The 22,907-nt window shown below is 70.3% G+C and carries 19 protein-coding genes; 9 read left to right on the plus strand and 10 right to left on the minus strand.

Features of this window, described 5'->3' with window-relative positions; translation table 11 throughout:
• Positions 1-93: 93 nt before the first annotated feature.
• Complete coding sequence (locus FNH04_RS07200; RefSeq protein ID WP_152781484.1) at positions 94-2,367, minus strand: transglycosylase domain-containing protein; 2,274 nt, start codon at positions 2,365-2,367, stop codon at positions 94-96.
• A 408-nt stretch (positions 2,368-2,775) separates the two neighbouring features.
• Here FNH04_RS07200 and wblA point away from each other — a divergent pair, with 408 nt between their 5' ends.
• Positions 2,776-3,114, plus strand: coding sequence for a transcriptional regulator WblA (gene wblA / locus FNH04_RS07210; protein WP_194236587.1), 339 nt, complete (start codon positions 2,776-2,778; stop codon positions 3,112-3,114).
• 337 nt (positions 3,115-3,451) lie between these two features.
• Here the strand turns inward: wblA and FNH04_RS07215 are convergent, their stop codons facing one another.
• On the minus strand, positions 3,452-5,014 hold the full coding sequence (locus FNH04_RS07215) for an ArsA family ATPase (RefSeq protein ID WP_152781489.1): 1,563 nt from the start codon (positions 5,012-5,014) through the stop codon (positions 3,452-3,454).
• Positions 5,011-5,988 carry an ArsA-related P-loop ATPase gene (locus FNH04_RS07220; protein WP_322722697.1) on the minus strand — a complete coding sequence of 326 codons (978 nt, stop codon included), beginning with the start codon at positions 5,986-5,988 and terminating at the stop codon, positions 5,011-5,013. Before FNH04_RS07220 ends, FNH04_RS07215 begins: the two co-directional genes overlap by 4 nt.
• 139 nt (positions 5,989-6,127) lie before the next feature.
• On the opposite strand from FNH04_RS07220, the gene FNH04_RS07225 reads away from it, so the two are divergent.
• The 4 genes from FNH04_RS07225 to FNH04_RS07240 all read left to right on the plus strand — a co-directional run bounded on the left by FNH04_RS07225 (position 6,128) and on the right by FNH04_RS07240 (position 8,689).
• A complete protein-coding gene (locus tag FNH04_RS07225) occupies positions 6,128-6,289 on the plus strand; it encodes a DUF4177 domain-containing protein (RefSeq protein WP_003975360.1) in 162 nt (53 codons plus the stop codon).
• Positions 6,286-6,753 (plus strand): RidA family protein, encoded by a 468-nt coding sequence (locus FNH04_RS07230; RefSeq protein WP_322722698.1) that lies wholly within the window; start codon positions 6,286-6,288, stop codon positions 6,751-6,753. Before FNH04_RS07225 ends, FNH04_RS07230 begins: the two co-directional genes overlap by 4 nt.
• Positions 6,754-6,878: 125 nt before the next feature.
• Positions 6,879-7,748 (plus strand): NUDIX hydrolase, encoded by an 870-nt coding sequence (locus tag FNH04_RS07235; protein ID WP_152781494.1) that lies wholly within the window; start codon positions 6,879-6,881, stop codon positions 7,746-7,748.
• Positions 7,749-7,858: 110 nt separating this feature from the next.
• Positions 7,859-8,689, plus strand: a complete 831-nt coding sequence (locus FNH04_RS07240) for an MBL fold metallo-hydrolase (protein WP_152781496.1) — start codon at positions 7,859-7,861, stop codon at positions 8,687-8,689.
• A gap of 181 nt (positions 8,690-8,870) precedes the next feature.
• Here FNH04_RS07240 and FNH04_RS07245 read toward each other — a convergent pair whose 3' ends face one another.
• A complete protein-coding gene (locus tag FNH04_RS07245) occupies positions 8,871-9,545 on the minus strand; it encodes a Crp/Fnr family transcriptional regulator (protein ID WP_054215949.1) in 675 nt (224 codons plus the stop codon).
• Between the two features lie 274 nt (positions 9,546-9,819).
• Between FNH04_RS07245 and nth the strand changes: the two genes are divergently transcribed.
• The 3 genes from nth to FNH04_RS07260 all read left to right on the plus strand — a co-directional run bounded on the left by nth (position 9,820) and on the right by FNH04_RS07260 (position 13,057).
• Positions 9,820-10,860 (plus strand): endonuclease III, encoded by a 1,041-nt coding sequence (gene nth / locus FNH04_RS07250; RefSeq protein ID WP_322722699.1) that lies wholly within the window; start codon positions 9,820-9,822, stop codon positions 10,858-10,860.
• 181 nt (positions 10,861-11,041) lie between these two features.
• On the plus strand, positions 11,042-11,737 hold the full coding sequence (locus FNH04_RS07255) for an NUDIX hydrolase (RefSeq protein ID WP_152781498.1): 696 nt from the start codon (positions 11,042-11,044) through the stop codon (positions 11,735-11,737).
• 120 nt (positions 11,738-11,857) lie between these two features.
• Entirely contained in the window at positions 11,858-13,057 is a 1,200-nt protein-coding gene (locus tag FNH04_RS07260) for a MarP family serine protease (protein ID WP_322722700.1), read from the plus strand.
• A gap of 130 nt (positions 13,058-13,187) precedes the next feature.
• On the opposite strand, the gene FNH04_RS47425 is transcribed toward FNH04_RS07260, so the two are convergent.
• From FNH04_RS47425 to FNH04_RS07290, 6 genes are all read right to left on the minus strand, one after another.
• Positions 13,188-13,370: a hypothetical protein gene (locus FNH04_RS47425; RefSeq protein ID WP_152781500.1), complete on the minus strand. Its 183-nt coding sequence runs from the start codon at positions 13,368-13,370 to the stop codon at positions 13,188-13,190.
• Between the two features lie 126 nt (positions 13,371-13,496).
• Positions 13,497-14,549, minus strand: a complete 1,053-nt coding sequence (locus FNH04_RS07270) for an alpha/beta fold hydrolase (protein WP_152781502.1) — start codon at positions 14,547-14,549, stop codon at positions 13,497-13,499.
• Entirely contained in the window at positions 14,546-15,025 is a 480-nt protein-coding gene (locus FNH04_RS07275) for a phage holin family protein (RefSeq protein ID WP_152781504.1), read from the minus strand. Before FNH04_RS07275 ends, FNH04_RS07270 begins: the two co-directional genes overlap by 4 nt.
• A 45-nt stretch (positions 15,026-15,070) precedes the next feature.
• Complete coding sequence (gene nhaA / locus FNH04_RS07280; RefSeq protein WP_152781506.1) at positions 15,071-16,477, minus strand: Na+/H+ antiporter NhaA; 1,407 nt, start codon at positions 16,475-16,477, stop codon at positions 15,071-15,073.
• A gap of 217 nt (positions 16,478-16,694) precedes the next feature.
• On the minus strand, positions 16,695-18,695 hold the full coding sequence (gene acs / locus FNH04_RS07285) for an acetate--CoA ligase (protein WP_322722701.1): 2,001 nt from the start codon (positions 18,693-18,695) through the stop codon (positions 16,695-16,697).
• A 144-nt stretch (positions 18,696-18,839) separates the two neighbouring features.
• Entirely contained in the window at positions 18,840-21,200 is a 2,361-nt protein-coding gene (locus FNH04_RS07290; RefSeq protein ID WP_152781508.1) for a bifunctional SulP family inorganic anion transporter/carbonic anhydrase, read from the minus strand.
• 345 nt (positions 21,201-21,545) lie between these two features.
• On the opposite strand from FNH04_RS07290, the gene FNH04_RS07295 reads away from it, so the two are divergent.
• On the plus strand, positions 21,546-22,826 hold the full coding sequence (locus FNH04_RS07295; protein ID WP_152781510.1) for a polysaccharide deacetylase family protein: 1,281 nt from the start codon (positions 21,546-21,548) through the stop codon (positions 22,824-22,826).
• Positions 22,827-22,907: the final 81 nt, after the last annotated feature.

A 22,907-nucleotide genomic window follows, 5' to 3' on the forward strand; every position in this document is an offset into this window, starting at 1 on the left:
CCCTTGGAACCATTGGAATCCATGGAACCAAGGGGGCGCCCCCACCGCCGTACTGGCGAAGAACGGTCAGGCTGACGGGCGGACGGCGGCCGATCAGCCGAATCCGCCGTTCCCGTTCCCCCCGCGGCCGCCGTTCCCCTGGCCCTGCCAGAAGTTCTCCGGGATCGAGAAGGACGGGGTCGGGAACGTGCCGCCGTTGTTGCCGCCGTTGAGCAGGCCGCCGATGTCGCCGTTTCCGTTGTCGTCCTCGTCACCGTCGTCGTCCCCGTTCCCGTCGCCACGGTCGCGGTCGTTGCCGTCGGGGATGTTGACCAGGTTGAAGTCGGGCGCGTCCTTGCCCTCCAGGGCGCCGTTCATCATGTCCCGCCAGATCGGGCCGGGGACCTGACCGCCGTACACCTTGGCGTGCCATTGGCCGCCGATGGTGATGTTGACCATGCGCCGCTTGTGCGCCGGGTCGCCGACCCAGACGGCGCCCGCCATGTTCGGCGTGTAGCCCACGAACCAGGCCGCGTAGCGGAAGTCCGTCGTACCGGTCTTGCCGGCGCTGGGGCGGCTGCCGAGGCCCGCCTGCGTACCCGTACCGTCCTCGACCACGCCCTTGAGCAGGGTGTTGATCGTGTCGGCGGTGTTCTCCGACATCGCGCGCGAGCAGGTCGACTTCGGGACCTCGAGGGACTTCGTCTTGCCGCCGACACGCTGCTTGACCGACTCGATGGCGATCGGCGTGCAGTGCATGCCGCGCGCGGCGAAGGTCGCGTACGCGTTCGCCATCGTCAGCGGTGACATCTCCTGTGTGCCGAGGGCGATCGACGGGTTCTGGCCCATCTTGGCGCCGTCGGCCCGGTTGGCGCCCATCTTCTTCGCCATGTCCGTCACCGGGCAGATGCCGATGTCGCCGATCAGCTCCACGAAGTAGGTGTTGACCGACAGCGCGGTCGCCTTCTTCATGCTGTACGGGCCGACCTCGGACTCGTTCTCGTTGGTGAGCTTGGCGCCGTCCGTGTTCACCCAGTTCTTGCCGCCGCAGACCGGGATCGGGCTCGGGTAGTCCATCTCGTACGGAGACGGGTACGACTGGGTCGGCGACATGCCGTCCTCGATGGCGGCCGCGGCGACGATCGGCTTGAACGTCGAACCGGGCTGGTAACCGGCGCCGCCGCCCATGTCCTTGTCGACCGACAGGTTGATCGACGTCTCGCCCTTCTTGACGTCGACGCCGTACGGGCGTGACTGGCCCATCGCCATGATCTTGCCGGTGCCGGGCTCGACGATGGTGGCGGCGGTCGCGACGTCGTCGCGCTTGTTCACGTGATCCTTGACCGACTGCTGGACCGACTGCTGCGCCTGCGGGTCCATCGTCGTCCGGACCGTCAGACCGCCCTGGTTCCAGATCTTGGCCCGGGCCTCCTTGGTCTTGCCGAAGACCGGGTCGTTCAGGAACACCTCGCGCACGTAGTCGCAGAAGAAGCCCGCGCCCTTGACCGCCGTGATGCAGCCGTTCTTCGGCTTGCTGACGTCCAGACCGAGCGGGGTCTCCTTGGCCTTCTTCGCCTCTGCGCGGGAGATGTCGCCGACTTCCGCCATGCGCTGCAGGACCACGTTGCGCCGCTTCTTGGCCTCGGCCTCGTCGTTGATGGGGTCGTAGCGGGCGGGGGACTGGACGATGCCGGCGAGGAGCGCGGCCTGCGGCAGGGTCAGGTCCTTCGCGCTCTTGGAGAAGTAGCGCTGGGACGCGGCCTCGACGCCGTACGCCTGCTGCCCGAAGAACGTGATGTTGAGGTAGTTCTCCAGGATCTGCTTCTTGCTGAGCTCTTGCTCGAGCTGGATCGCGCGCTTCAGCTCGAGGATCTTGCGGCCGAGTGTCTGCTGGGTGGCCTGGGCGACCTTCGTCGGGTCGTCTCCGGCCTCCTCCACCGCGACGTTCTTCACGAGCTGCTGTGTCAGTGTGGACGCGCCCTGCTCGACGCCACCGCTTCGCGCGTTCTTGTTCAGCGCGCGCAGGATGCCCTTGAGGTCGACCGCGCCGTGCTCGTAGAAGCGCGAGTCCTCGATCGCGACGATCGCCTTCTGCATGTGCGGCGAGATGTCCTTGAGCTCGACCACCGTGCGGTCACGCGAGTAGACCGTGGCGATCTGGCCGCCCTGGCTGTCCAGGATCGTCGTGCGCTGGCTCAGCGGTGGACGCTTCAGGTTGGCCGGGAGCTCGTCGAACCCCTCCACCGATCCCTTCGCGGCCAGGCCGAGGGCGCCGACCGCGGGCAGCGCGAGGCCCGCCATGACGGCTCCCGCGAGCACACTGACTCCGAGGAACTTGGCGGCCTGCTGCGTTGGCGACAGACCTCCGCCCGAGCGCTTGTTTGGCATGAAGGCAGCCTACGTTCTCATTCGCCGGACACGCGTATATGCCTTGGCCTAAGCTGCTCTCGACTGTCACAGCAGTAGGCCCACGTATCAAGTACGTCTGGCGAACCCGAATCGTTCCGACGTTCTCCCCACTTTTTTCCTGGGTCGTGCCCGAATCCGCCTTGTGTGTCACCTGGCGTCCGTTGTGGCGCAGGTCAACTGTCCCGTTCTGGCGGGAAAGTCACGTATGTCCTCAGGTCACTCCCGCGGGTGATCTGCCGCTTACGCATAGTCCGTTCGGGCCATTCAAGATTGGGCCCGAAGGGGGTGTTGCGTTGTGCCCACCTTCCGTAACGTCCTCAACTGGCGGCGGTGAATATGCCGCTGCCGCCGTGGGGGAGCCTCGATTCGGGAGAGGACGGCGCCGGTATGGGCTGGGTAACCGACTGGAGTGCGCAGGCTGCCTGCCGCACTACCGATCCGGATGAACTGTTCGTTCAGGGAGCAGCGCAGAACAGGGCCAAGGCGGTGTGCACCGGATGTCCGGTACGCACGGAGTGCCTGGCCGACGCGCTCGACAACCGCGTCGAGTTCGGTGTGTGGGGAGGCATGACGGAGCGCGAGCGCCGCGCACTGCTGCGCAGGCGTCCGACCGTCACGTCGTGGCGCAGGCTGCTGGAGACCGCGCGTACGGAGTACGAGCGCGGCGCGGGTCTGCTGCCCCTCGACGAGGACGAGGTGTACGAGAGCTACGCGGCGGTGAGCTGAGCTGCGGTGGACCGGGCGATGGTGGGCCGGGCGATGGTGAGCTGAGGGCGGCTCTTCCGTCGTTCTGTACCTGGCCCGTGGTTCACGTAGTTCGCACCGGTTCGCGGAGACTCGCGCGGATATGCGCGCACGTTCGCGGAGTTCAGTGGGGCGTGGAGTCGCTGAGGGCGCCTTCGTGGTGTCGGCGCGTCGGGCAGGTGTGCCGACTCACGGGCGCCCCGGGGCTGTTGCGTGTGTTCTTGCGATGCTCGTGTCCGCGTTTCGTGGGAAGCCGTCGCGAGCCTGGCGCGGGTCTGGGGCCGGGTCCGGGTCCGGTACCGGCGCGGTCCCGGCGTGCTCAGGCGCCCGTGGTGGGCAGCTCAGGCTCTGTGGTTGCGAGCCGGTCTCCGATACTCCGCAACCCCGCGAGGTCGTGCACGTCTCCGGGCAGCGCGGCCACTTCGGCCACGGCCACCTCGGGGTGGAGCGCGGTGAAACGGTCACGTGTGCGCTTCTCGCGGGAGAGCAGTTGCATACGTTCCGCGTGCAACCTCAGTAGGCCCGCGGTGAGTTGGTCGACGGTCCGGTCCGTCCGGTCCGCGGTGGCCCGGTCTGCGGCGGGGGAGCCTGCTTCGGGTGCGGAAGCCTCGGAACCGGGGCCCTCGGATGCGGGAGATTCTGAACGGCCGTGCGTGTCGGGAGAGTTACGAAGTCCTACTTTCCCGTCCACCTGATCCACAATGCGGGCTTCGGCAAGATTTTCCGCGGCGGCAGGATCGGCCGCGGAGGTGTCCCCCGGGTCATGGGCGCCCTCCGGGTCAGGGGTGCGCTCCGGATCGGGGATCTCGTCCGGATCGGGGCCGTCGTTCGCGGAGTCGGCGGCGAGTTCGAGATCCTCGGCGGCGGCGAGCGCGCGCTCGGCGGACAGGTGGACGGCGCCGCTGCCGTGCACCCGGTTCAGCACCAGACCGGCGAGGGGCATGTCCTCGGCGGCCAGGCGCTCCACGAAGTACGCGGCCTCACGCAGCGCGTCCCGCTCCGGGGCCGCCACCACCAGGAACGCCGTGCCGGGCGCCTGCAACAGCCTGTACGTGGCGTCCGCGCGCGTACGGAACCCGCCGAACATCGAGTCCATGGCGGCCACGAACGTCTGTACGTCCTTCAGGAGCTGGCCCCCGAGAAGCTTCCCCAGGGCCCCCGTCATCATGGACATCCCGACGTTCAGGAACTTCATCCCCGCGCGCCCGCCCATCTTCGCCGGAGCCAGCAGCACCCGGATCAACTTCCCGTCGAGGAAGGACCCGAGCCGCTTCGGGGCGTCCAGGAAGTCCAGCGCGGAGCGCGACGGCGGTGTGTCGACGACGATCAGGTCCCACTCGTCCCGCGCGCGCAGCTGACCCAGCTTCTCCATCGCCATGTACTCCTGCGTGCCCGCGAAGCCGGCGGAGAGCGACTGGTAGAACGGGTTGCCCAGGATGGCGGCCGCCCGCTCGGGGTCCGCGTGCGCCTCGACGATCTCGTCGAAGGTGCGCTTCATGTCGAGCATCATGGCGTGCAGCTCGCCGCCGGCGGTGTCGTCGACGCCCTTCACCCGGCGCGGCACGTTGTCGAGCGAGTCGATGCCCATGGACTGCGCCAGCCTGCGCGCGGGGTCGATGGTGAGCACCACCACCTTGCGGCCGCGCTCCGCCGCACGCAGCCCGAGGGCCGCCGCCGTGGTCGTCTTGCCGACGCCCCCGGAACCGCAGCACACCACGATGCGGGTCTCCGGGTCGTCGATCAGCGGATCGACCTCCAGGGCGCGGGCGGCGTCGATCGCCCGGTGCGCGTCGTGTGCGGGGGCCGGGCCGTGGGAGGTGTGCGAGTGGGCCGTGTCGCGCGTGGGGGCCGTGTCGTGAGTGGTGGCCGGGTCCGGACTCATGAGATCCCTTGCAGACGCAGTTCCTGGGCCAGTTCGTACAGGCCCGCCAGGTCCATGCCCTCGGCGAGCAGCGGGAGTTCGTGCAGGGGCAGGCCCAGCTCCCGCAGCACGGCCCGCTGCTCGTGCTCCAGGGTGTGGCGCTCGGTGTACTCCTCGGCCTGCTCCAGCAGCGGTCCCACGAGCCGCTCGGCGACGCCCCCGCGCCGCGCGCCGCCGAGCCCGGCCGCCGAGAGAGACCTGGCGATGGCGGGGCGGGAGGCGGTCTTCAGGGAGTCCAGGTCGGCGCCGTCGAGCGCCGAGGGACGCACCATGTTCACGATGATCCGGCCCACCGGCAGCCGCGCCGAGCGCAGCTCCGTGATGCCGTCGACCGTCTCCTGGACGGGCATCTCCTCGAGGAGCGTCACCAGGTGCACGGCCGTCTCGCGCGACTTCAGGACCCGCATCACCGCCTGGGCCTGATTGTGTATCGGGCCGATCTTCGCCAGGCCGGCCACCTCGTCGTTCACGTTCAGGAAGCGGGTGATGCGTCCCGTGGGCGGCGCGTCCATGACCACGTAGTCGTACGCGAACCGCCCGTTCTTGTCCTTGCGGCGCACCGCCTCGCACGCCTTGCCGGTCAGGAGTACGTCCCTGAGGCCCGGCGCGATGGTGGTGGCGAAGTCGATGGCGCCGAGCTTCTTCAGGGCACGGCCGGCGCCGCCCATCTTGTAGAACATCTGGAGATAGTCCAGAAGAGCCAGTTCGGGATCGATCGCGAGCGCGTACACCTCCCCGCCGCCCGGAGCCACGGCGATCTTCCGTTCCTCGTACGGCAGCGCCTCCGCCTCGAAGAGCTGTGCGATGCCCTGCCTGCCCTCGACCTCGACCAGAAGGGCGCGCTTCCCCTCGGTCGCGAGGGCGAGCGCGAGTGCTGCGGCGACCGTGGTCTTGCCGGTTCCGCCCTTGCCACTGACGACCTGGAGCCTGCTCACGCCTTCGAGCCTAACCAGTCCGTGCGCGGGTCACGCACGAGGCTGTGGACAACGCGGCTGTGGTCGGCCGCACGAGGCACGGCGAACAGAGCCCGGTGGGCCGTCCGAGGCGGGTGGGGCAGCGGCTAGAGTCGGCCACATGACCAAGTGGGAATACGCAACCGTGCCGCTGCTCGTCCACGCCACGAAGCAGATTCTGGACACCTGGGGCGAGGACGGCTGGGAGCTCGTCCAGGTCGTGCCCGGGCCGAACAACCCGGAGCAGCTGGTGGCCTATCTGAAGCGGGAGAAGCAGGCGTGAGCGCCGTCGAGGCGAAGCTGGCCGAGCTCGGGCTGACCCTGCCCGAGGTCGTCCCGCCGCTCGCCGCCTACCAGCCCGCCGTACGGTCGGGTGCGTACGTGTACACGGCCGGCCAGCTGCCCATGGTGGACGGAAAGCTGCCGGTGACCGGCAAGGTCGGCGCGGAGGTCACCCCCGAGGAGGCCAAGGACCTGGCCCGTACGTGCGCGCTCAACGCGCTCGCCGCGGTCAAGTCGGTCGCCGGCGATCTCGACCGCGTCGCGCGCGTGGTGAAGGTCGTGGGTTTCGTCGCCTCGGCGCCCGACTTCACGGGCCAGCCCGCAGTCCTGAACGGTGCCAGTGAACTGCTCGGCGAGGTCCTCGGCGACAAGGGCGTCCACGCGCGCAGTGCCGTCGGTGTGGCCGTGCTGCCGCTGGACGCGCCGGTGGAGGTCGAGATCCAGGTGGAGCTGGCGGAAGCGTGAGCTGTGCCACGTGAGCCGTACCAGGGGAGTGCTCCGCTGACCGGTGCACCGGTTCGTGGGACGAGCCCTGGGGCGGCTGATCGTTGCCTCTCGAACATCAGCGCGCCACGGGATAGCCTCCGGCCATGGTGAACGGTCAGTGGTACCCGCCGGAGTGGCCGGAACGCATCCGTGCGCTGGCGGAGGGCACGCTCACGCCGGTCGTCCCCAAGCGGGCGGCCACCGTCATCCTGGTCAGGGACACGGACGGCACCCCCGCCGTGCACATGCTGCGCAGACGCGCCTCCATGGCCTTCGCCGGAGGCGCGTACGCGTATCCGGGCGGCGGAGTGGACCCGCGCGACGACGAGCGCCAGATCCGCTGGGCAGGCCCCACGCGCGCGTGGTGGGCGGACAGGCTGGGTGTCGACGAGACGGGTGCCCAGGCCATTGTCTGCGCGGCCGTACGGGAGACGTACGAGGAGGCGGGCGTCCTCCTGGCGGGCCCGACCGCCGACTCCGTGGTCGGAGACACGACGGGGGAGGACTGGGAGGCGGACCGCGCGGCCGTGGCCGCCCGTGACCTGTCCTTCGCCGAGTTCCTGGAGCGCAGGGGGCTCGTGCTGCGCTCCGATCTCCTGGGCGTCTGGACCCGGTGGATCACCCCGGAGTTCGAGCCGCGCCGCTACGACACCTGGTTCTTCGTGGCCGCCCTCCCGGAGGGCCAGCGCACGCGCAACGCCTCCACGGAGGCCGACCGCACCGTGTGGATCCGCCCCCGGGACGCGGCCGAGGGGTACGACAAGGGCGAGCTGCTGATGATGCCGCCGACCATCGCGACCCTGCGCCAGCTCGTCCCGTACGCCACGGCCGGGGACGTACTGGCCGCCGCGCCCGGGCGAGACCTGGAGCCGGTCCTCGCCCAGGCCCGACTGGAGGACGGCGAGATCGTCCTCTCCTGGCCCGGTCACGACGAGTTCACCAAACACATCCGTGCGGGGGACGCCCCGGCATGAGCCACGCTTGGGAAGGTGTCCTCGCATGAGGACGCCCCATAACGTGCCCGCCACGAGCAACGCCTTGGAAGGTACCCCCGTATGAGCAACGTCCTGGAAGGTGCCCTCGTATGACGGACGCCGCCGCGCTTCCCGGCCAGCCGCGGGGCGGGGTCGTCACCGGTCCCGCCACCGCGCGTGCCGTCAACGTGCTCGCGCCCAACGCGTCCGCGATGACCCTCGACGGCACGAACACCTGGATCCTGTCCGAGCCCGACTCCGAGTCGGCGGTGGTCGTCGACCCCGGGCCGCTGGACGACGGGCATCTGCGCAACGTCGTCGACACGGCGGAGAAGGCAGGGAAGCGGATAGCGCTCACCCTCCTCACGCACGGCCACCCCGACCACGCGGAGGGCGCGACACGGTTCGCCGAGCTCACGGGGACCAAGGTGCGCGCCCTGGATCCGGCGCTGCGGCTCGGGGACGAGGGGCTCGGCGCGGGTGACGTGGTGGTGCTCGGCGGGCTGGAGCTGCGGGTCGTGCGCACCCCCGGGCACACCGCCGACTCGCTGTGCTTCCATCTCCCGGCCGATCAGGCGGTCCTGACGGGTGACACCATCCTGGGGCGAGGAACGACGGTCGTGGCCCACCCCGACGGCCGTCTCGGGGACTATCTCGACTCCCTCCGGCGCCTCAGGTCACTGACGGTCGACGACGGCGTCCACACCGTCCTCCCCGGCCACGGTCCCGTTCTGGACGACGCCCAGGGCGCCGTCGAGTTCTACCTCGCCCACCGTGCCAACAGGCTCGCGCAGGTCGAGACGGCGGTCGAGAACGGCTACCGCACGGCGGGCGAGATCGTGGCCCACGTGTACGCGGACGTGGACCGGTCCCTGTGGCCGGCGGCCGAGCTGTCGGTACGGGCGCAGCTGGACTATCTGCGGGAGCACGGGCTCATCTAGGCCCTTCGGCTGGATCATCCCGGCGTCGCAGGACCTGGCACGCACTCCCCCAAACTCTTCGAGCAGGGGCGCCCATCGCGTCGCCTGCCGCAGTAGCGGCTGGGGCTGGGGCGGGGTTGGCCGCGAACTGGAACGGGGTCCCGTCCTCCGAGGAGGCGGAACCCCGTTGGTGTGCCTGAGGTCAGCGTGAGCGCTTGGCGAGGCGCTCGACGTCCAGGAGGATCACCGCGCGGGCCTCCAGGCGGAGCCAGCCGCGGCCCGCGAAGTCGGCGAGGGCCTTGTTGACCGTCTCGCGGGAGGCGCCGACGAGCTGGGCGAGCTCCTCCTGCGTGAGGTCGTGCACGACATGGATGCCCTCCTCGGACTGCACGCCGAAACGGCGGGACAGATCCAGGAGCGCCCGGGCCACACGGCCGGGGACGTCCGAGAAGACCAGGTCGGACATCTGGTCGTTGGTCTTGCGCAGTCGGCGGGCGACGGCGCGCAGCAGGGCGCCGGCCACCTCCGGGCGGGCGTTCAGCCAGGGCTGGAGGTCGCCGTGGCCCAGGCCGAGCAGCTTGACCTCGGTGAGTGCGGTGGCCGTGGCCGTACGCGGACCCGGGTCGAAGAGCGACAGCTCGCCGATGAGTTCGCCGGGGCCGACGACGGCCAGCATGTTCTCCCGGCCGTCGGGGGACGTGCGGTGGAGCTTGACCTTGCCCTCCGTGACCACGTACAGGCGGTCACCGGGGTCGCCCTCATGGAACAGGGCGTCACCACGCGCGAGGGTCACCTCACTCATGGAGGCGCGGAGCTCCGCGGCCTGCTCGTCGTCGAGCGCCGCGAAGAGCGGATTGCGCCGCAGAACGTCGTCCACGAGTTTCTCCTTGTCGACCTGCTCAGGGGATCTTGCTCCCCGTGGTACCAGGGGACCGTGCTCCCCATTTTGCCGGACGGTCCAAACAGTGTGATCTGTCACAAGGATGCCGTACAGGGGTGGCGGGGTACTCGGCAGGGGTCCAATTGGCAGCCGATCTTATGGGGCCGGGGCGGATGTCGGTGGCGGGCTCTAGGCTGGCCGGGTGTCCAAATCGCCGGTGAGAGCACAGGCCAAGGGAGCTGGACGGGTGGTTGTACGTCGCGATTCCGCTGTGGGCGAACAGGTCCCTGCGGAGGCGAAGAAAACGGCAAAGGCGGTCAAGGCGACGGCGGCCGCGGAGGCCGCCGCCCCGGACGAGGCTGCCGGGCCGACCGCCAGGAGAGCCGGGAGGAAGGCCCCGGCGAAGAGCGCGTCGGCGAGGAGCACGCCGGGGCGCGCCGTGAAGAAGGCTGCTCCGTCGAAGAAGGCCACCGCCGCCCCCGGCAAGGACGGCAAGGACGTACCGGGCGCCCGGACCGCGGCCGTGAAGCCCCCCAAGGAGGAGTCCCGCACGGCCCTCGTCCGCCGCGCCCGCCGTATCAACCGCGAGCTCGCCGAGGTGTACCCGTACGCGCACCCGGAGCTGGACTTCGAGAACCCGTTCCAGCTGGTCGTGGCCACGGTCCTGTCCGCCCAGACCACGGACCTGCGGGTGAACCAGACGACGCCGGCGCTCTTCGCGAAGTACCCGACGCCCGAGGACCTGGCCGCGGCCGACCCCGAGGAGGTCGAGGAGATCCTGCGGCCGTGCGGTTTCTTCCGGGCCAAGACCAAGTCGGTCATGGGACTGTCCAAGGCCCTGGTGGAGGAGTTCGGCGGCGAGGTCCCCGGACGGCTGGAGGACCTGGTCAAGCTGCCCGGCGTCGGCCGCAAGACCGCTTTCGTGGTGCTCGGCAACGCCTTCGGGCGGCCCGGGATCACCGTGGACACGCACTTCCAGCGGCTGGTACGGCGCTGGAGGTGGACCGACCAGACCGACCCGGACAAGATCGAGGCGGCCGTCGGCGCGCTCTTCCCCAAGAGCGAGTGGACGATGCTCTCGCACCATGTGATCTTCCACGGCCGCCGTATCTGCCACGCCCGCAAGCCCGCGTGCGGTGCCTGCCCCATCGCCCCGCTCTGCCCGGCGTTCGGCGAGGGCGAGACCGACCCGGAGAAGGCGAAGAAGCTCCTGAAGTACGAGAAGGGCGGTTTCCCGGGCCAGCGCCTCAAGCCGCCTCAGTCGTACCTGGACGCGGGCGGTATCCCGGCACCCCCACTGGGGGCCGCGTGACGGCGGCCGCACGGCGGGGATGCCGTACGGGACGCCCGGCGGGCCCTGCCCGCACCCGGCACTCCACCGGAGGCCGCGCGCCCGCCGTCGAGGCCCGTACGGCAGGACACCCGCACGAGGGACCCGCGGAACGATCCGCGGTGACGTGTGCGTTGGGATCGGCAGAACGACGGGGGTGGCGATGACGCACGCGAGCAACACGCACCACGGGCGACTGGTGCTGAGCAAGGAGGGCCTGCCCGGCTGGCTTGATCCGGTGGTGCACGCCGTGGAGATGGTGGAGCCGCCGCAGCTGAGCCGATTCCTCCCGCCGGCGAACGGCGCGGGGCGGCAGTCCGCCGTGCTCGTCCTGTTCGGCGAGGGCGAGCGGGGACCCGAGCTGCTGCTCATGGAGCGGGCGAGTTCCCTGCGGTCGCATGCCGGGCAGCCGTCCTTCCCCGGCGGCGCCCTCGACCCCGAGGACGGCGATCCGCAGGCCGACGGGCCGCTGCGGGCCGCTCTCCGCGAGGCCGAGGAGGAGACCGGGCTCGATCCGGGCGGCGTCCAGCTCTTCGGTGTGCTGCCCAAGCTCTACATTCCGGTGAGCGGGTTCGTGGTCACCCCCGTGCTGGGCTGGTGGCGCGAGCCGAGCCCGGTGGGTGTCGTCGATCCGAACGAGACGGCCCGTGTCTTCACCGTCCCCGTGGCGGATCTCACGGACCCCGCCAACCGCGCCACCACCGTCCACCCCAGCGGCCACAGAGGTCCGGCATTTCTGGTCGAATCCGCCCTGGTGTGGGGTTTTACAGCCGGGATCATCGACCGTCTGTTGCACTTCGCGGGCTGGGAGCGACCTTGGGACCGTGAGAAGCAGGTCCCGCTCGACTGGCGCTCATGACAGGGTGGCACCCGTGTTGTGTGCTTACGGGGGACGACGCGTCCGTGCGCCGCTGTGCGGCGGGTCCGCCCTTCGGCAGGGGATCGGCGACCGCAAGGCGATGAGGCGAGGCTAGAAGCAGTGAACGTGCTGGACATCCTGTTGCTGGTCGCCGCGGTGTGGTTCGCGATCGTGGGCTATCGCCAGGGCTTCGTCGTCGGCATCCTGTCGGTGATCGGTTTCCTGGGCGGCGGTCTCGTCGCGGTCTATCTGCTTCCCGTCGTCTGGGACGCGCTCACCGACAGTGCGGAGGTGAGCACGACCGCCGCCGTCGTCGCGGTGATCGTCGTCATCGTCTGCGCCTCCGTGGGGCAGGCCTTCACCACACACCTGGGGAACAGACTGCGCCGGTACATCACCTGGTCCCCGGCCCGCGCCCTCGACGCCACCGGTGGTGCCCTCGTCAACGTGGTGGCGATGCTCCTGGTCGCCTGGCTGATCGGTTCCGCGCTCGCGGGGACGACGCTGCCGACGCTCGGCAAGGAGGTGCGCAGCTCCAAGGTGCTGCAGGGCGTGTCCCGCGCCCTGCCGGACCAGGCGGCCACATGGTTCGCGGACTTCTCCTCGGTCCTCGCGCAGAACGGCTTCCCGCAGGTCTTCAGCCCCTTCGCGAACGAGCAGATCACCAATGTCCCGCCGCCCGACCCGAAGCTGGCGAAGAGCGTCGTCGCGCAGCGTGCCAAGGGGTCCATCGTCAAGGTCATGGGCACCGCCGAGAGCTGCGGAAAGGTCCTCGAAGGCACCGGGTTCGTCTTCGGCCAGCGCCGTGTGATGACCAACGCGCACGTGGTGGGCGGCATCGACGAGCCCACCGTCCAGATCGGGGGCGAGGGCCGCAAGTACGACGCCACGGTCGTCCTCTACGACTGGGAGCGCGACATCGCCGTACTGGATGTGCCGAGCCTGAACGCGCCGGTGCTCAAGTTCACGAACTCGGACGCGGCCAGCGGCGACGGCGCGATCGTGGCGGGCTTCCCGGAGAACGGGGCGTACGACGTGCGCTCCGCGCGCGTGCGCGACCGCATCACGGCCAACGGCCCGGACATCTACCACCGCGGCACCGTCCACCGCGACGTGTACTCGCTCTACGCGACCGTCCGCCAGGGCAACTCCGGCGGCCCGCTGCTCACGCCCGACGGCAAGGTGTACGGCGTGGTCTTCGCCAAGTCCCTCGACGACCCGGACACCGGGTACGCGCTCACCGTGGACGAGATCCAGGAGGACATCACCAAGGGGCGCACCGCCAACCAGCAGGTGGACAGCGACAGCTGCGCGCTCTAGGTGGCCGTCCGGCGGATCAGGGGCGCACAGACCCCCGTCGGCGACCGGGCACTCTGTTCGGCGACCGGGCAGTCCGTCGACCAACTGACCAATCCATCGATCGGTCAGAGGGGAGCCGGCGACACGACGGTCAGGCGCGCGGGTGGCGCAGCCGCGCCGAGACCCAGCGGGCCCTGCGGCGCAGAATGCGCGGGATGCCCAGCCTGGGGTCCTCTGTGCCCGGAACCTGCGGCGTACCCCTCTGGTGGGAGTTCAGGCCCGCGGTCGAGCGGCGGTTGCGTGCTACGTCACTGTAGTCGTGCGTCCAGCCCATACCCCGACCTCTGCCCCTGCCCCAAGGTCGATAACCGCCCCCGAGGCCTCCAATTGGCCTATGCGCCAGGCATGGGCCGTTCATGGCACAGGTGTTCGCGTTCGGGCGCCGGGCGTATCGGAGCGGTCACCGGTCGGGTTCGGGATCCTTCAGCCAGCTGACCAGCTCGGTCGAGAACGCGACCGGGTCCTCCTCGTGAGGGAAGTGCCCCAGCCCGTCGAACAGGCGCCAGCGGTACGGGGCCTCGACGTACTCCCCGGATCCGGCCGCGCTGCGGGTGCGCATCACCGGGTCGAGTGAGCCGTGCAGATGCAGGGTGGGCACACGGACCGGGCGCTTCATACGGCGGTTGAACTGGATGCCGTCCGGGCGGGCCAGCGAGCGCACCATCCAGCGGTACGGCTCGATCGAGCAGTGTGCCGTCGACGGGATGCACATCGCGCGCTGGTACGCCTCCACGGCCTCGTCGTCCGGCGGCCGCGGTCCCGACCAGTCCCGTACCAGACGGCCCACCAGGGCTCCGTCGTCGGCGGTGAGCTGCCGCTCGGGGATCCAGGGCCGCTGGAACCCCCAGATGTAGGAGCCGGCGGCCGTCTGCTTGGCGTCCCGCAGCATGGCCGACCGCCAGCGCCTGGGGTGCGGCATCGATGCGACCGCGAGCCGCCGTACGAGCTTGGGGCGCATCACGGCCGCCGTCCACGCCAGGTACCCGCCCAGGTCATGACCCACGAGCGCGGCGTCGGGCTCGCCGAGCGACCGTACGACGCCGGTGATGTCGAGGGCGAGGTTGGCGGGGTCGTAGCCCCGGGGCGTACGGTCGCTGCCGCCGACGCCCCGCAGGTCCATCGCCACGGCCCGGTAGCCGGCGTCGGCGAGGGCGACCATCTGGTGCCGCCATGTCCACCAGAACTGCGGGAAGCCGTGCAGCAGCAGGACCAGGGGACCGTCACCGAGTTCGGCGATGTGGAAGCGCGCACCGTTGGCTGCGACGTCCCGGTGGGTCACGTCCTTCGCGCCGGGCACGTCGAGCCGTACGACCGACGCGGGCTGAGCGACGGAACCCGGCACGGAACCCGGCGGCGCTGCGGAGGCCGGAGGGGGCGTGGCGGCCGTGGACGCCGGGGAGTCGGAAGGCGCCGATGGCGCCGGTGTGTCGGAAGGTGTGGCGGGGTCCGTCATGAGGATGAGCGTGCCACAGCCTCGACGGGGCCGTCGGCCGGGCTGGGCCGACGGGGGTGCGGCTTGGCGTTCTGCAGGACGCCCGCGCTCTCCTTCATGGAGGAGGCGGTCTTCTGCGCGCCCCTTCCGTTCTTGGCCTTCTTCGCGAAGAGCACCCCGACCAGCGCGAGGAGCCCGGCGATCAGCACGTTCGCCGCGAAGGACAGCAGGAAGCAGACGGCCAGGTTCCAGTCGCTCCAGGTCCGGATGCCGTACGCGAGGGCGAAGTTCAGCATGGGCAGGGAGAAGATCAGCACCGCGCCGGCTGCCGCGAACGCCCCGCCGCCGACCGCACCGCGCTTGACGTCCCGCCTGAGCTGCGCCTTGGCCAGCGCGATCTCGTCGTGCACGAGCGCGGACATCTCGGCGGTCGCCGTGGCGAACAGCTGGCCGATGCTGCGTTCGGCACCGACCGGGCCGCCGTCGGGTGAGCTCATCTGAGTCTCCCTCTTTCTGCTTGCGGTTTGTGTGGTCCCGTCAGATCATGCCGGACCGTCGTTCCCCTCGCTTGCCCTGCCCGTCACTTCGGCAAGCCTCCGGTGCTCGGCGGCCTTGCGCTCGTAGATCTCGGCCATGCGCAGGTGGTACTCGGGGTTGTCCTGCTCGTAGATGTCGGGGATGCCGTCGAGGTCCTCGTCGCGCTCCTCCGCCTCGTACAGGGCGCGGTACTTGGCGTTCCGTACCTTCAGCAGCACGGTCGACAGCAGGGCCGCGATCAGCGAGCCGGTGAGAACGGCAGCCTTGACCTGGTCGGTGAGTACCCGCTCGCCCTCGAAGGCGAGTTCGCCGATGAGCAGCGAGACGGTGAAGCCGATGCCCGCGAGGGAGGCGACCGCGAAGACGTCGGGCCAGGAGAGGTCCTCACTGAGCGAGGCCCTGGTGAAGCGGGCCGTCAGCCAGGTGCCGCCGAAGATGCCCAGCACCTTGCCGACGACGAGTCCGAGGACGACGCCCAGGGTCTCGGGCCTGGTGAACACTTCGCCGAGCGCGCCGCCGGAGACCGCGACACCCGCGCTGAACAGCGCGAACAGCGGTACGGCGAGACCTGCCGACAGGGGCCGGACGAGGTGCTCGATGTGTTCGCCGGGGGAGCGGGTCTCGCCCTCGTGCGTCGTGCAGCGCAGCATCAGGCCCATCGCGACGCCGGCGATCGTGGCGTGGATGCCGCTGTTGTACATCAGCGCCCAGATGACGAGCGCGAGCGGGACGTACACATACCAGCCGCGTACGCCCTTTCTGAGCAGCAGCCAGAACACGAGGAGGCCCGCGAAGGCGCCGCCGAGTGCGGCGAAGTTCAGGCCGTCGGTGAAGAAGACGGCGATGATCAGGATGGCGAACAGGTCGTCGACGACGGCGAGTGTGAGCAGGAAGGCGCGCAGGGCGGAGGGCAGCGAGGTCCCGATGACGGCGAGGACGGCCAGTGCGAAGGCGATGTCGGTGGCGGTGGGCACGGCCCAGCCGGCGAGTGAGCCGCCGCCCATGAGGTTGGTGAGCGTGTAGACGAGCGCGGGCACGGCCATGCCGCAGAGCGCGGCGGCGACGGGGAGCAGGGCCGCTCTCGGGTCCCGCAGGTCCCCGGCCACCATCTCGCGCTTGAGCTCGATGCCCGCGACGAAGAAGAAGATCGCGAGCAGTCCGTCGGCCGCCCAGTGCTCGATGGAGAGGTTGAGCCCCAGTGCCCCGGGCCCCAGATGGAACTCCCGCACGGTCTCGTAACTGTCGTGCAGGGCGGGCACGTTCGCCCAGATCAGTGCGGTGATCGCCGCCACGAGGAGCAGCACCCCGCCGACCGTCTCCGTCCGCAGCGCGTCCGCGACGAAGGTCCGCTCGGGCAGCGACAGCCGTCCGAGGAACTTGCGGGTGCCGGGGGTGGCGCGGGGGGCGGACATGTGGGGACCTCCGGTCGGTGGGCAGGGCGTAGCGCATGCCGACCAGACTTCCCGGCGCACCTTGAGGGTCTTCTCGCGTTGTTGATGTGTTCCTTAGCTTACCTAAGGTGTGGCAGGGGCAACCGAAGACCTTCGTGGGACGGACGGAAGGGGCGCCCGGCGATGCTGCCGGACGCCCCTTCCGCGGACCATGCGCATGCGGAACCCGCGAACGTACTCAGTCCTCGCTCGGCGCCGCGGGCAGCTTCGCCTGGATCAGGTCCATCACCGTCGAGTCCGTCAGCGTCGTCACATCGCCGAGCTGCCGGTTCTCCGCCACGTCACGCAGCAGGCGCCGCATGATCTTCCCGGAGCGGGTCTTGGGCAGCTCCGCGACCGGCAGGATCCGCTTCGGCTTGGCGATGGGGCCGAGGGTCGTGCCGACGTGGTTGCGCAGATCGGCGATGAGGTTCTCGTCCTCGGCGTTGGCCGTGCCGCGCAGGATGACGAACGCGACGATCGCCTGTCCGGTGGTCTCGTCGGCCGCGCCGACCACGGCCGCCTCCGCGACCGACGGGTGCGACACGAGCGCCGACTCCACCTCGGTGGTCGAGATGTTGTGGCCGGACACGAGCATGACGTCGTCGACACGACCGAGGAGCCAGATGTCCCCGTCGTCGTCCTTCTTGGCGCCGTCACCGGCGAAGTACTTGCCCTCGAAGCGCGACCAGTAGGTGTCGATGAACCGCTGGTCGTCGCCCCAGATGGTGCGCAGCATCGACGGCCACGGCTCGGTGAGGACCAGATAGCCACCGCCGCCGTTCGGCACCTCGTTCGCCTCGTCGTCGACGACCGTCGCGGAGATGCCCGGCAGCGGCGTCTGCGCGGAGCCCGGCTTGGTCTCCGTCACGCCGGGCAGCGGCGAGATCATCATCGAGCCGGTCTCGGTCTGCCACCAGGTGTCCACGATCGGCGTCCTGTCCCCGCCGATGTGCTTCCGGTACCAGATCCACGCCTCGGGGTTGATCGGCTCACCGACCGAGCCCAGGACGCGCAGGCTCGACAGGTCGAACTTCGCGGGGATGTCGTCGCCCCACTTCATGAACGTCCGGATGGCGGTCGGAGCGGTGTAGAGGATCGTGACGCCGTACTTTTGCACGATCTCCCAGAAGCGGCCCTGGTGCGGGGTGTCCGGGGTGCCCTCGTACATGACCTGCGTCGCGCCGTTCGCCAGGGGCCCGTACACGATGTACGAGTGGCCGGTCACCCAGCCGACGTCGGCCGTGCACCAGTACACGTCGGTCTCGGGCTTGAGGTCGAAGACGGCGTGGTGGGTGTACGACGCCTGCGTGAGGTAGCCGCCGGAGGTGTGCAGGATGCCCTTCGGCTTACCCGTGGTGCCCGAGGTGTAGAGGATGAACAGCGGGTGCTCGGCGTCGAACGCCTCGGGAGTGTGCTCGGCGGACTGCCGCTCCACGATCTCGTGCCACCACACGTCGCGGCCCTCGGTCCAGGCGACGTCCTGGCCCGTGCGGCGGACGACGAGGACATGCTCCACGTTGTCCACGCGCGCGACGGCGTCGTCGACCGCGGGCTTGAGCGCGGACGGCTTGCCGCGCCGGTAGCCGCCGTCGGAGGTGATGACGACCTTGGCGTCGGCGTCCTGGATGCGGGTCGCGAGCGCGTCCGCGGAGAAACCGCCGAAGACGACGGAGTGCGCGGCGCCGATCCGGGCGCAGGCGAGCATCGCGACCGCGGTCTCGGGAATCATCGGCATATAGACGGCGACCCGGTCGCCGGCCTGGACTCCCAGCTCCAGCAGGGCGTTGGCGGCCTTGGAGACCTCGTCCTTCAGCTCGGCGTAGGTGACGGCGCGGCTGTCGCCGGGCTCGCCCTCGAAGTGGATGGCGACCCGGTCGCCGTACCCGGCCTCGACATGCCGGTCCACGCAGTTGTACGCCACGTTGAGCTTGCCGTCCTTGAACCACTTCGCGAACGGCGGGTTCGACCAGTCCAGGGTCTCGCTCGGCTCCTTGGCCCAGGTCAGCCGGCGGGCCTGCTCGGCCCAGAAGCCGAGCCTGTCAGCCTTGGCCTGCTCATACGCCTCCGCGGTGACGTTGGCGTTCGCGGCCAGGTCGGCGGGGGGTGCGAACCTGCGTTCTTCCTTGAGCAGGTTGGCCAAGGATTCGTTGCTCACGACATCTCCCTTTCCCAGGGTGTCCGTTGTGTCCCGGGCCACAGCTCATCAGACCGGGACCCCTGATGACAAGGGTCGTCGGACAATTGGTTTAGACCTGTGGGCGGGCGGCTCCGCTGCCGGGCCCACTCATGCTCACGGACGGGGCGCGTCCAGGGTTCACGCGCCCCGCTCCTCCTCCCACGGTCACGCGGAGCTGTACACGCCCTCCACCGCACCCGCTCTGTGGAACGCGTCCACGTGATCGAACACCTCCGTCCCGTCGCCGCCGGTCAGCAGGTACGCCTGTGCCTCGCCCACGTGGAAGTACATCCCGTGGAGCTCCAGCGCCCCTTCCCGCAGGGCCCGCGCAACGGACTCGTGTGCCCGGAGGTGCTCCAACTGCTGGACCACGTTGGTCAGACAGAGCTGCTCGACCGCGTCGGCCGGTGACCGCCCGGCCAGCCGCGCACCGGGCCGGTTCTTGTTCATCGCGCGCTCCAGGCTCGGCAGCCCGTGGCGCAGCCACCGCTTGAGCGGAGTGCGGGCACCGCCGGGCTCCGTGTTCAGCAGCGCCTGCATCGCCCCGCAGCCGGAGTGGCCGCACACCGTGATGGAGCGCACCTTCAGCACGTCCACCGCGTACTCGATCGCCGCCGACACGGAGTCGTCCCCGCTTTCCTCGCCGGGCAGGGGGACCAGGTTTCCCACGTTGCGGACGACGAAGAGGTCGCCGGGGCCGCTGGAGGTGATCATCGATGTGACGAGCCGTGAGTCCGCGCAGGTCAGGAAGAGCTGTGCGGGCCGCTGTCCCTCGCGTGCCAGCCGGGCCAGCTCATCGCGCACCAGCGGGGCGGTGTTCTGCTGGAACGCGCTGATGCCGCGTGCCAGTTGGTGCCCACTGGGCCGGCCGGAGCCGTCGGCCCCGTCCCCCGGCCGGTTGCCCGGCTGCGTCGGGTTCGGGCTCTCGCACTGGTGGTTGCGCCAGGGCGTCCACGGGCGGCACTGGCATCCCGAGGAGCCCTGCGGCTCTGCGATACGGGTGCCCGCGCGTCCCGTCAGCTCCACGGAACCGCCCTGCGCCCTGTGCGTGTTCTGCCAGTCCTGCAGCGTCTCGTACGCCGCGTGGTCCATGAACGACCCGTCCAGCTCCACGATGACATCGGCTCCTTGGGGTACGACGTGCAGCGCTCGGCTGAGCCGCGGCACCGCGAGGAACGTCAACTGGCCTCGTACATGGACGTAATGGACTCCTTCTGTCTCGGTGTGCGTGATGCGGGTGCGGGCGAGGCGGTGCAGGGAGAGGCCGACGGCCACGGCCACGCCCAGGGCCACGCCCTCCAGGACGCCAAGGAGGACGACGCCGAGCGTGGTGACGGCGTACACCAGGGCCTCACGGTGGCGGGTGACCGTGCGGATGTGGTTCAGGGAAACCATCTGGATGCCGACGGCCATCACCAGGGCGGCGAGCGACGCGAGGGGGATCAGCTCGAGGACCGGGACCATCAGCAGCGCGGCTACCACCACCCAAACGCCGTGCAGCATCGTGGAGTCCCGGCTCACGGCGCCGGACTGCACGTTCGCCGAACTCCGGACGGCGACTCCGGCGATCGGCAGTCCGCCGAGTGCCCCGGAGACGATGTTGGCCGAGCCCTGCCCGAGCAGCTCCCGGTCGAGGTCGGAGCGCACCGCGCCCGGCCGCCCCGCCGCCAGCTTGTCCACGGCGACGGCGCCGAGCAGCGACTGCACGCTGCAGACCAGCGTGATGGTGAGGACAGCGGCGGCCAGGCCGAGCACCGGGCCTTCGGGCATACCGGCCAGGGCGTGGCTGCTCCAGGACGGCAGATCGACCTTCGGCAGGCTCAGCCCGGTCAGGGAGGCGACCCCGGTGGCCGCGGTGACGGCGACGAGCGCGGCCGGGCCCTTGCGCAGTGCCCGGCCGAAGCGCCCGGGGAGCCTCGGCCATGCGAACAGCAGGGCCAGCGTCAGCACGCTCATCGACACGGCGGCTGGACGCAGGTCCGCCAACTGGGCGGGCAGGGCGCGGAGATTGTCCAGAACGGCGCTCCGCGGGGTGCCGCCGAGCACGATCTGCAGCTGGGCGACGGCGATGGTCACGCCGATACCGGCGAGCATGCCGTGCACGATCGCGGGGCTGACGGCGAGCGCCGTACGGGCCACGCGCAGGCATCCCAGGCCGAGTTGGGTAACTCCTGCCAGGACCGTGATCGCGCAGGTGGTCCGCCAGCCGTACCGCTGGATGAGCTCGGCGGTGACGACGGTGAGCCCGGCGGCGGGACCGCTGACCTGGAGCGGCGAACCGCCGAGGCGTCCGGCGACGAGGCCGCCGACGGCGGCGGCGACGAGTCCGGCCTGGAGGGGCGCGCCGGTGGCGAGGGCGATCCCGAGGGACAGGGGCAGGGCGATCAGGAAGACGGCGAGCGAGGCGGAGATGTCGGCGCTCGCGATGCGGAGCCGTCGGCGCGGTGCCGGCGGTGGGCTGTGGGGCGCGTGGGCGTGGTGTGACCGGCTGGGGTCTTCGATGCGAGTGGGGGTGCAGGTTGACATGGTTCCCGTCTCCTCCGGGGCTGCGCGGTCGCGGATCAGGGGGTCCCCGCACTCGTGCGAGGGCGGGTCGCGGCCGTGGGGCACGGCGTACAGCGGCGGGATTTCTCAACACTCAGTAAATGAATCGTAATGCAGAGTAAAGAACAAACGATGACTAAAGGGGCAAATGGGTGAATGGATCACCCCGTCGAGTGAATGAACATTCTCTTCGGCTTGTCATATGAACTGGCTCGCTCGGGCCGTGCGACCTTGTCCGCTCCGAGGAGGTCAGTGCCCTTCTTCACGCGGTGCCGCAGTGCTTCCTCGTCAGCGTTGCCCTCACTGAAGGAAGAAGGTGGGCCGACGATGGTCGCCGCCCGGAGGATCGTCGCGGTGGTCGCACTCGCCGTGGCCTGCGCCTCGGCGCTCACAGGTTGCTCGGAGGCCGGTTGGATCGGCGACACCGGTTCCAAGGAAGGTGCGCCGGGAGCGAAGAAGACCGATCCGGCTCCGGCGCCCAGGAGCGCCGTACGCCTGATCGGTGACGGCTCCACCGCGGACACGGGCCCCCAGCCCCGCCGGCCCAGGCCCCAGCGGCTGGAACCCGGCCGGAAGCCGCCGCAGTTCGTCGTCTTCTCCTGGGACGGCGCCGGCGAGGACGGTCAGCGGCTGTTCTCCCACTTCCGCAAGGTGGCCAGGGCCAACAACGCCACGATGACGTACTTCCTCAGCGGCGTGTACATGCTGCCGGAGGAGAAGCGCGAGCTGTACCTGCCGCCGCGGCACGCGCCGGGCAGCTCGGACATCGGCTTCAACGACATCCAGGGGATCAAGGACACAGTGGCCCAGTTGCGCGGCGCGTGGCTGGAGGGCAACGAGATCGGAACCCACTTCAACGGCCACTTCTGCGGTTCCGGTGGCGGGGTGGGGGAGTGGTCGGTCGAGGAGTGGAAGAGCGAGATCGACCAGGCGAAGGCGTTCCTCAAGTCCTGGAAGACCAACACGGGTGCGCGAGAGGGGGTGCCGCTGCCCTTCGACTACGACAAGGAGCTGATCGGCGCCCGCACGCCCTGCCTGGAGGGGCAGCAGAACTTCATGCGGGCCGCCCGGGACCTGGGCTTCCGCTACGACACCAGCGGTGTCGGCAGCCAGGTCTGGCCCAGGAAGACCGAGGGCCTGTGGGACATCCCGATGCAACTGGTCCCCGTCCCCGGCCGCGCGTTCGAGACGCTGACGATGGACTACAACTTCTACGTGAACCAGTCCGGGGCACGCGCCGGCGCCCCGGCCATGCACCGGCACTGGGGCGATCAGTTCCGTGACGGCCTGCTCCACGGCTTCGAGCGCGCCTACCGGGGCAACCGCGCGCCCCTGATCATCGGTAACCACTTCGAGTCCTGGAACGGCGGCGCCTACATGCGTGCCGTCGAGCAGACCATCGAGAGGGTCTGCACCAGGAGCGAGGTGCGCTGTGTCTCCTTCCGGCAGCTCGTCGACTGGCTCGACGCCCAGGACCCCGAGGTCCTTGACCGGCTGCGCACCCTCAAGGTCGGCCAGGCCCCGGCGAAGGGCTGGGGCGCCTTCCTGGCCGACGGGCCCGCCCCGGCCCCGAAGGGCGTCCCGGGCGCGCCCGCGGCCGGGCGGTAGCCCGTCGCGGTGGGGCGGTGGCCCGTCGCGGTGGGGCGGTGGCCCCTCGGGACGGCTCCTTCAGGGGCGGGGTGGTGAGAC

The sequence above is a fragment of the Streptomyces phyllanthi genome (assembly GCF_009377205.1).
In the GTDB taxonomy this organism is placed as follows: domain Bacteria; phylum Actinomycetota; class Actinomycetes; order Streptomycetales; family Streptomycetaceae; genus Streptomyces; species Streptomyces phyllanthi.

What these genes read in the sequence shown, in the direction of transcription:
- FNH04_RS07240 (WP_152781496.1), top strand. Translation starts at nt 7,859, where the DNA reads ATGACGGACGCCGCCGCGCTTCCCGGCCAGCCGCGGGGCGGGGTCGTC.
- FNH04_RS07295 (WP_152781510.1), top strand. Translation starts at nt 21,546, where the DNA reads ATGGTCGCCGCCCGGAGGATCGTCGCGGTGGTCGCACTCGCCGTGGCC.
- FNH04_RS07215 (WP_152781489.1), bottom strand. Translation starts at nt 5,014, where the DNA reads ATGAGTCCGGACCCGGCCACCACTCACGACACGGCCCCCACGCGCGAC.
- wblA (WP_194236587.1), top strand. Translation starts at nt 2,776, where the DNA reads ATGGGCTGGGTAACCGACTGGAGTGCGCAGGCTGCCTGCCGCACTACC.
- nhaA (WP_152781506.1), bottom strand. Translation starts at nt 16,477, where the DNA reads ATGTCCGCCCCCCGCGCCACCCCCGGCACCCGCAAGTTCCTCGGACGG.
- FNH04_RS07225 (WP_003975360.1), top strand. Translation starts at nt 6,128, where the DNA reads ATGACCAAGTGGGAATACGCAACCGTGCCGCTGCTCGTCCACGCCACG.
- FNH04_RS07275 (WP_152781504.1), bottom strand. Translation starts at nt 15,025, where the DNA reads ATGAGCTCACCCGACGGCGGCCCGGTCGGTGCCGAACGCAGCATCGGC.
- FNH04_RS07270 (WP_152781502.1), bottom strand. Translation starts at nt 14,549, where the DNA reads ATGACGGACCCCGCCACACCTTCCGACACACCGGCGCCATCGGCGCCT.
- FNH04_RS07255 (WP_152781498.1), top strand. Translation starts at nt 11,042, where the DNA reads ATGACGCACGCGAGCAACACGCACCACGGGCGACTGGTGCTGAGCAAG.
- FNH04_RS07200 (WP_152781484.1), bottom strand. Translation starts at nt 2,367, where the DNA reads ATGCCAAACAAGCGCTCGGGCGGAGGTCTGTCGCCAACGCAGCAGGCC.
- FNH04_RS07235 (WP_152781494.1), top strand. Translation starts at nt 6,879, where the DNA reads ATGGTGAACGGTCAGTGGTACCCGCCGGAGTGGCCGGAACGCATCCGT.
- FNH04_RS07290 (WP_152781508.1), bottom strand. Translation starts at nt 21,200, where the DNA reads ATGTCAACCTGCACCCCCACTCGCATCGAAGACCCCAGCCGGTCACAC.
- FNH04_RS47425 (WP_152781500.1), bottom strand. Translation starts at nt 13,370, where the DNA reads ATGGGCTGGACGCACGACTACAGTGACGTAGCACGCAACCGCCGCTCG.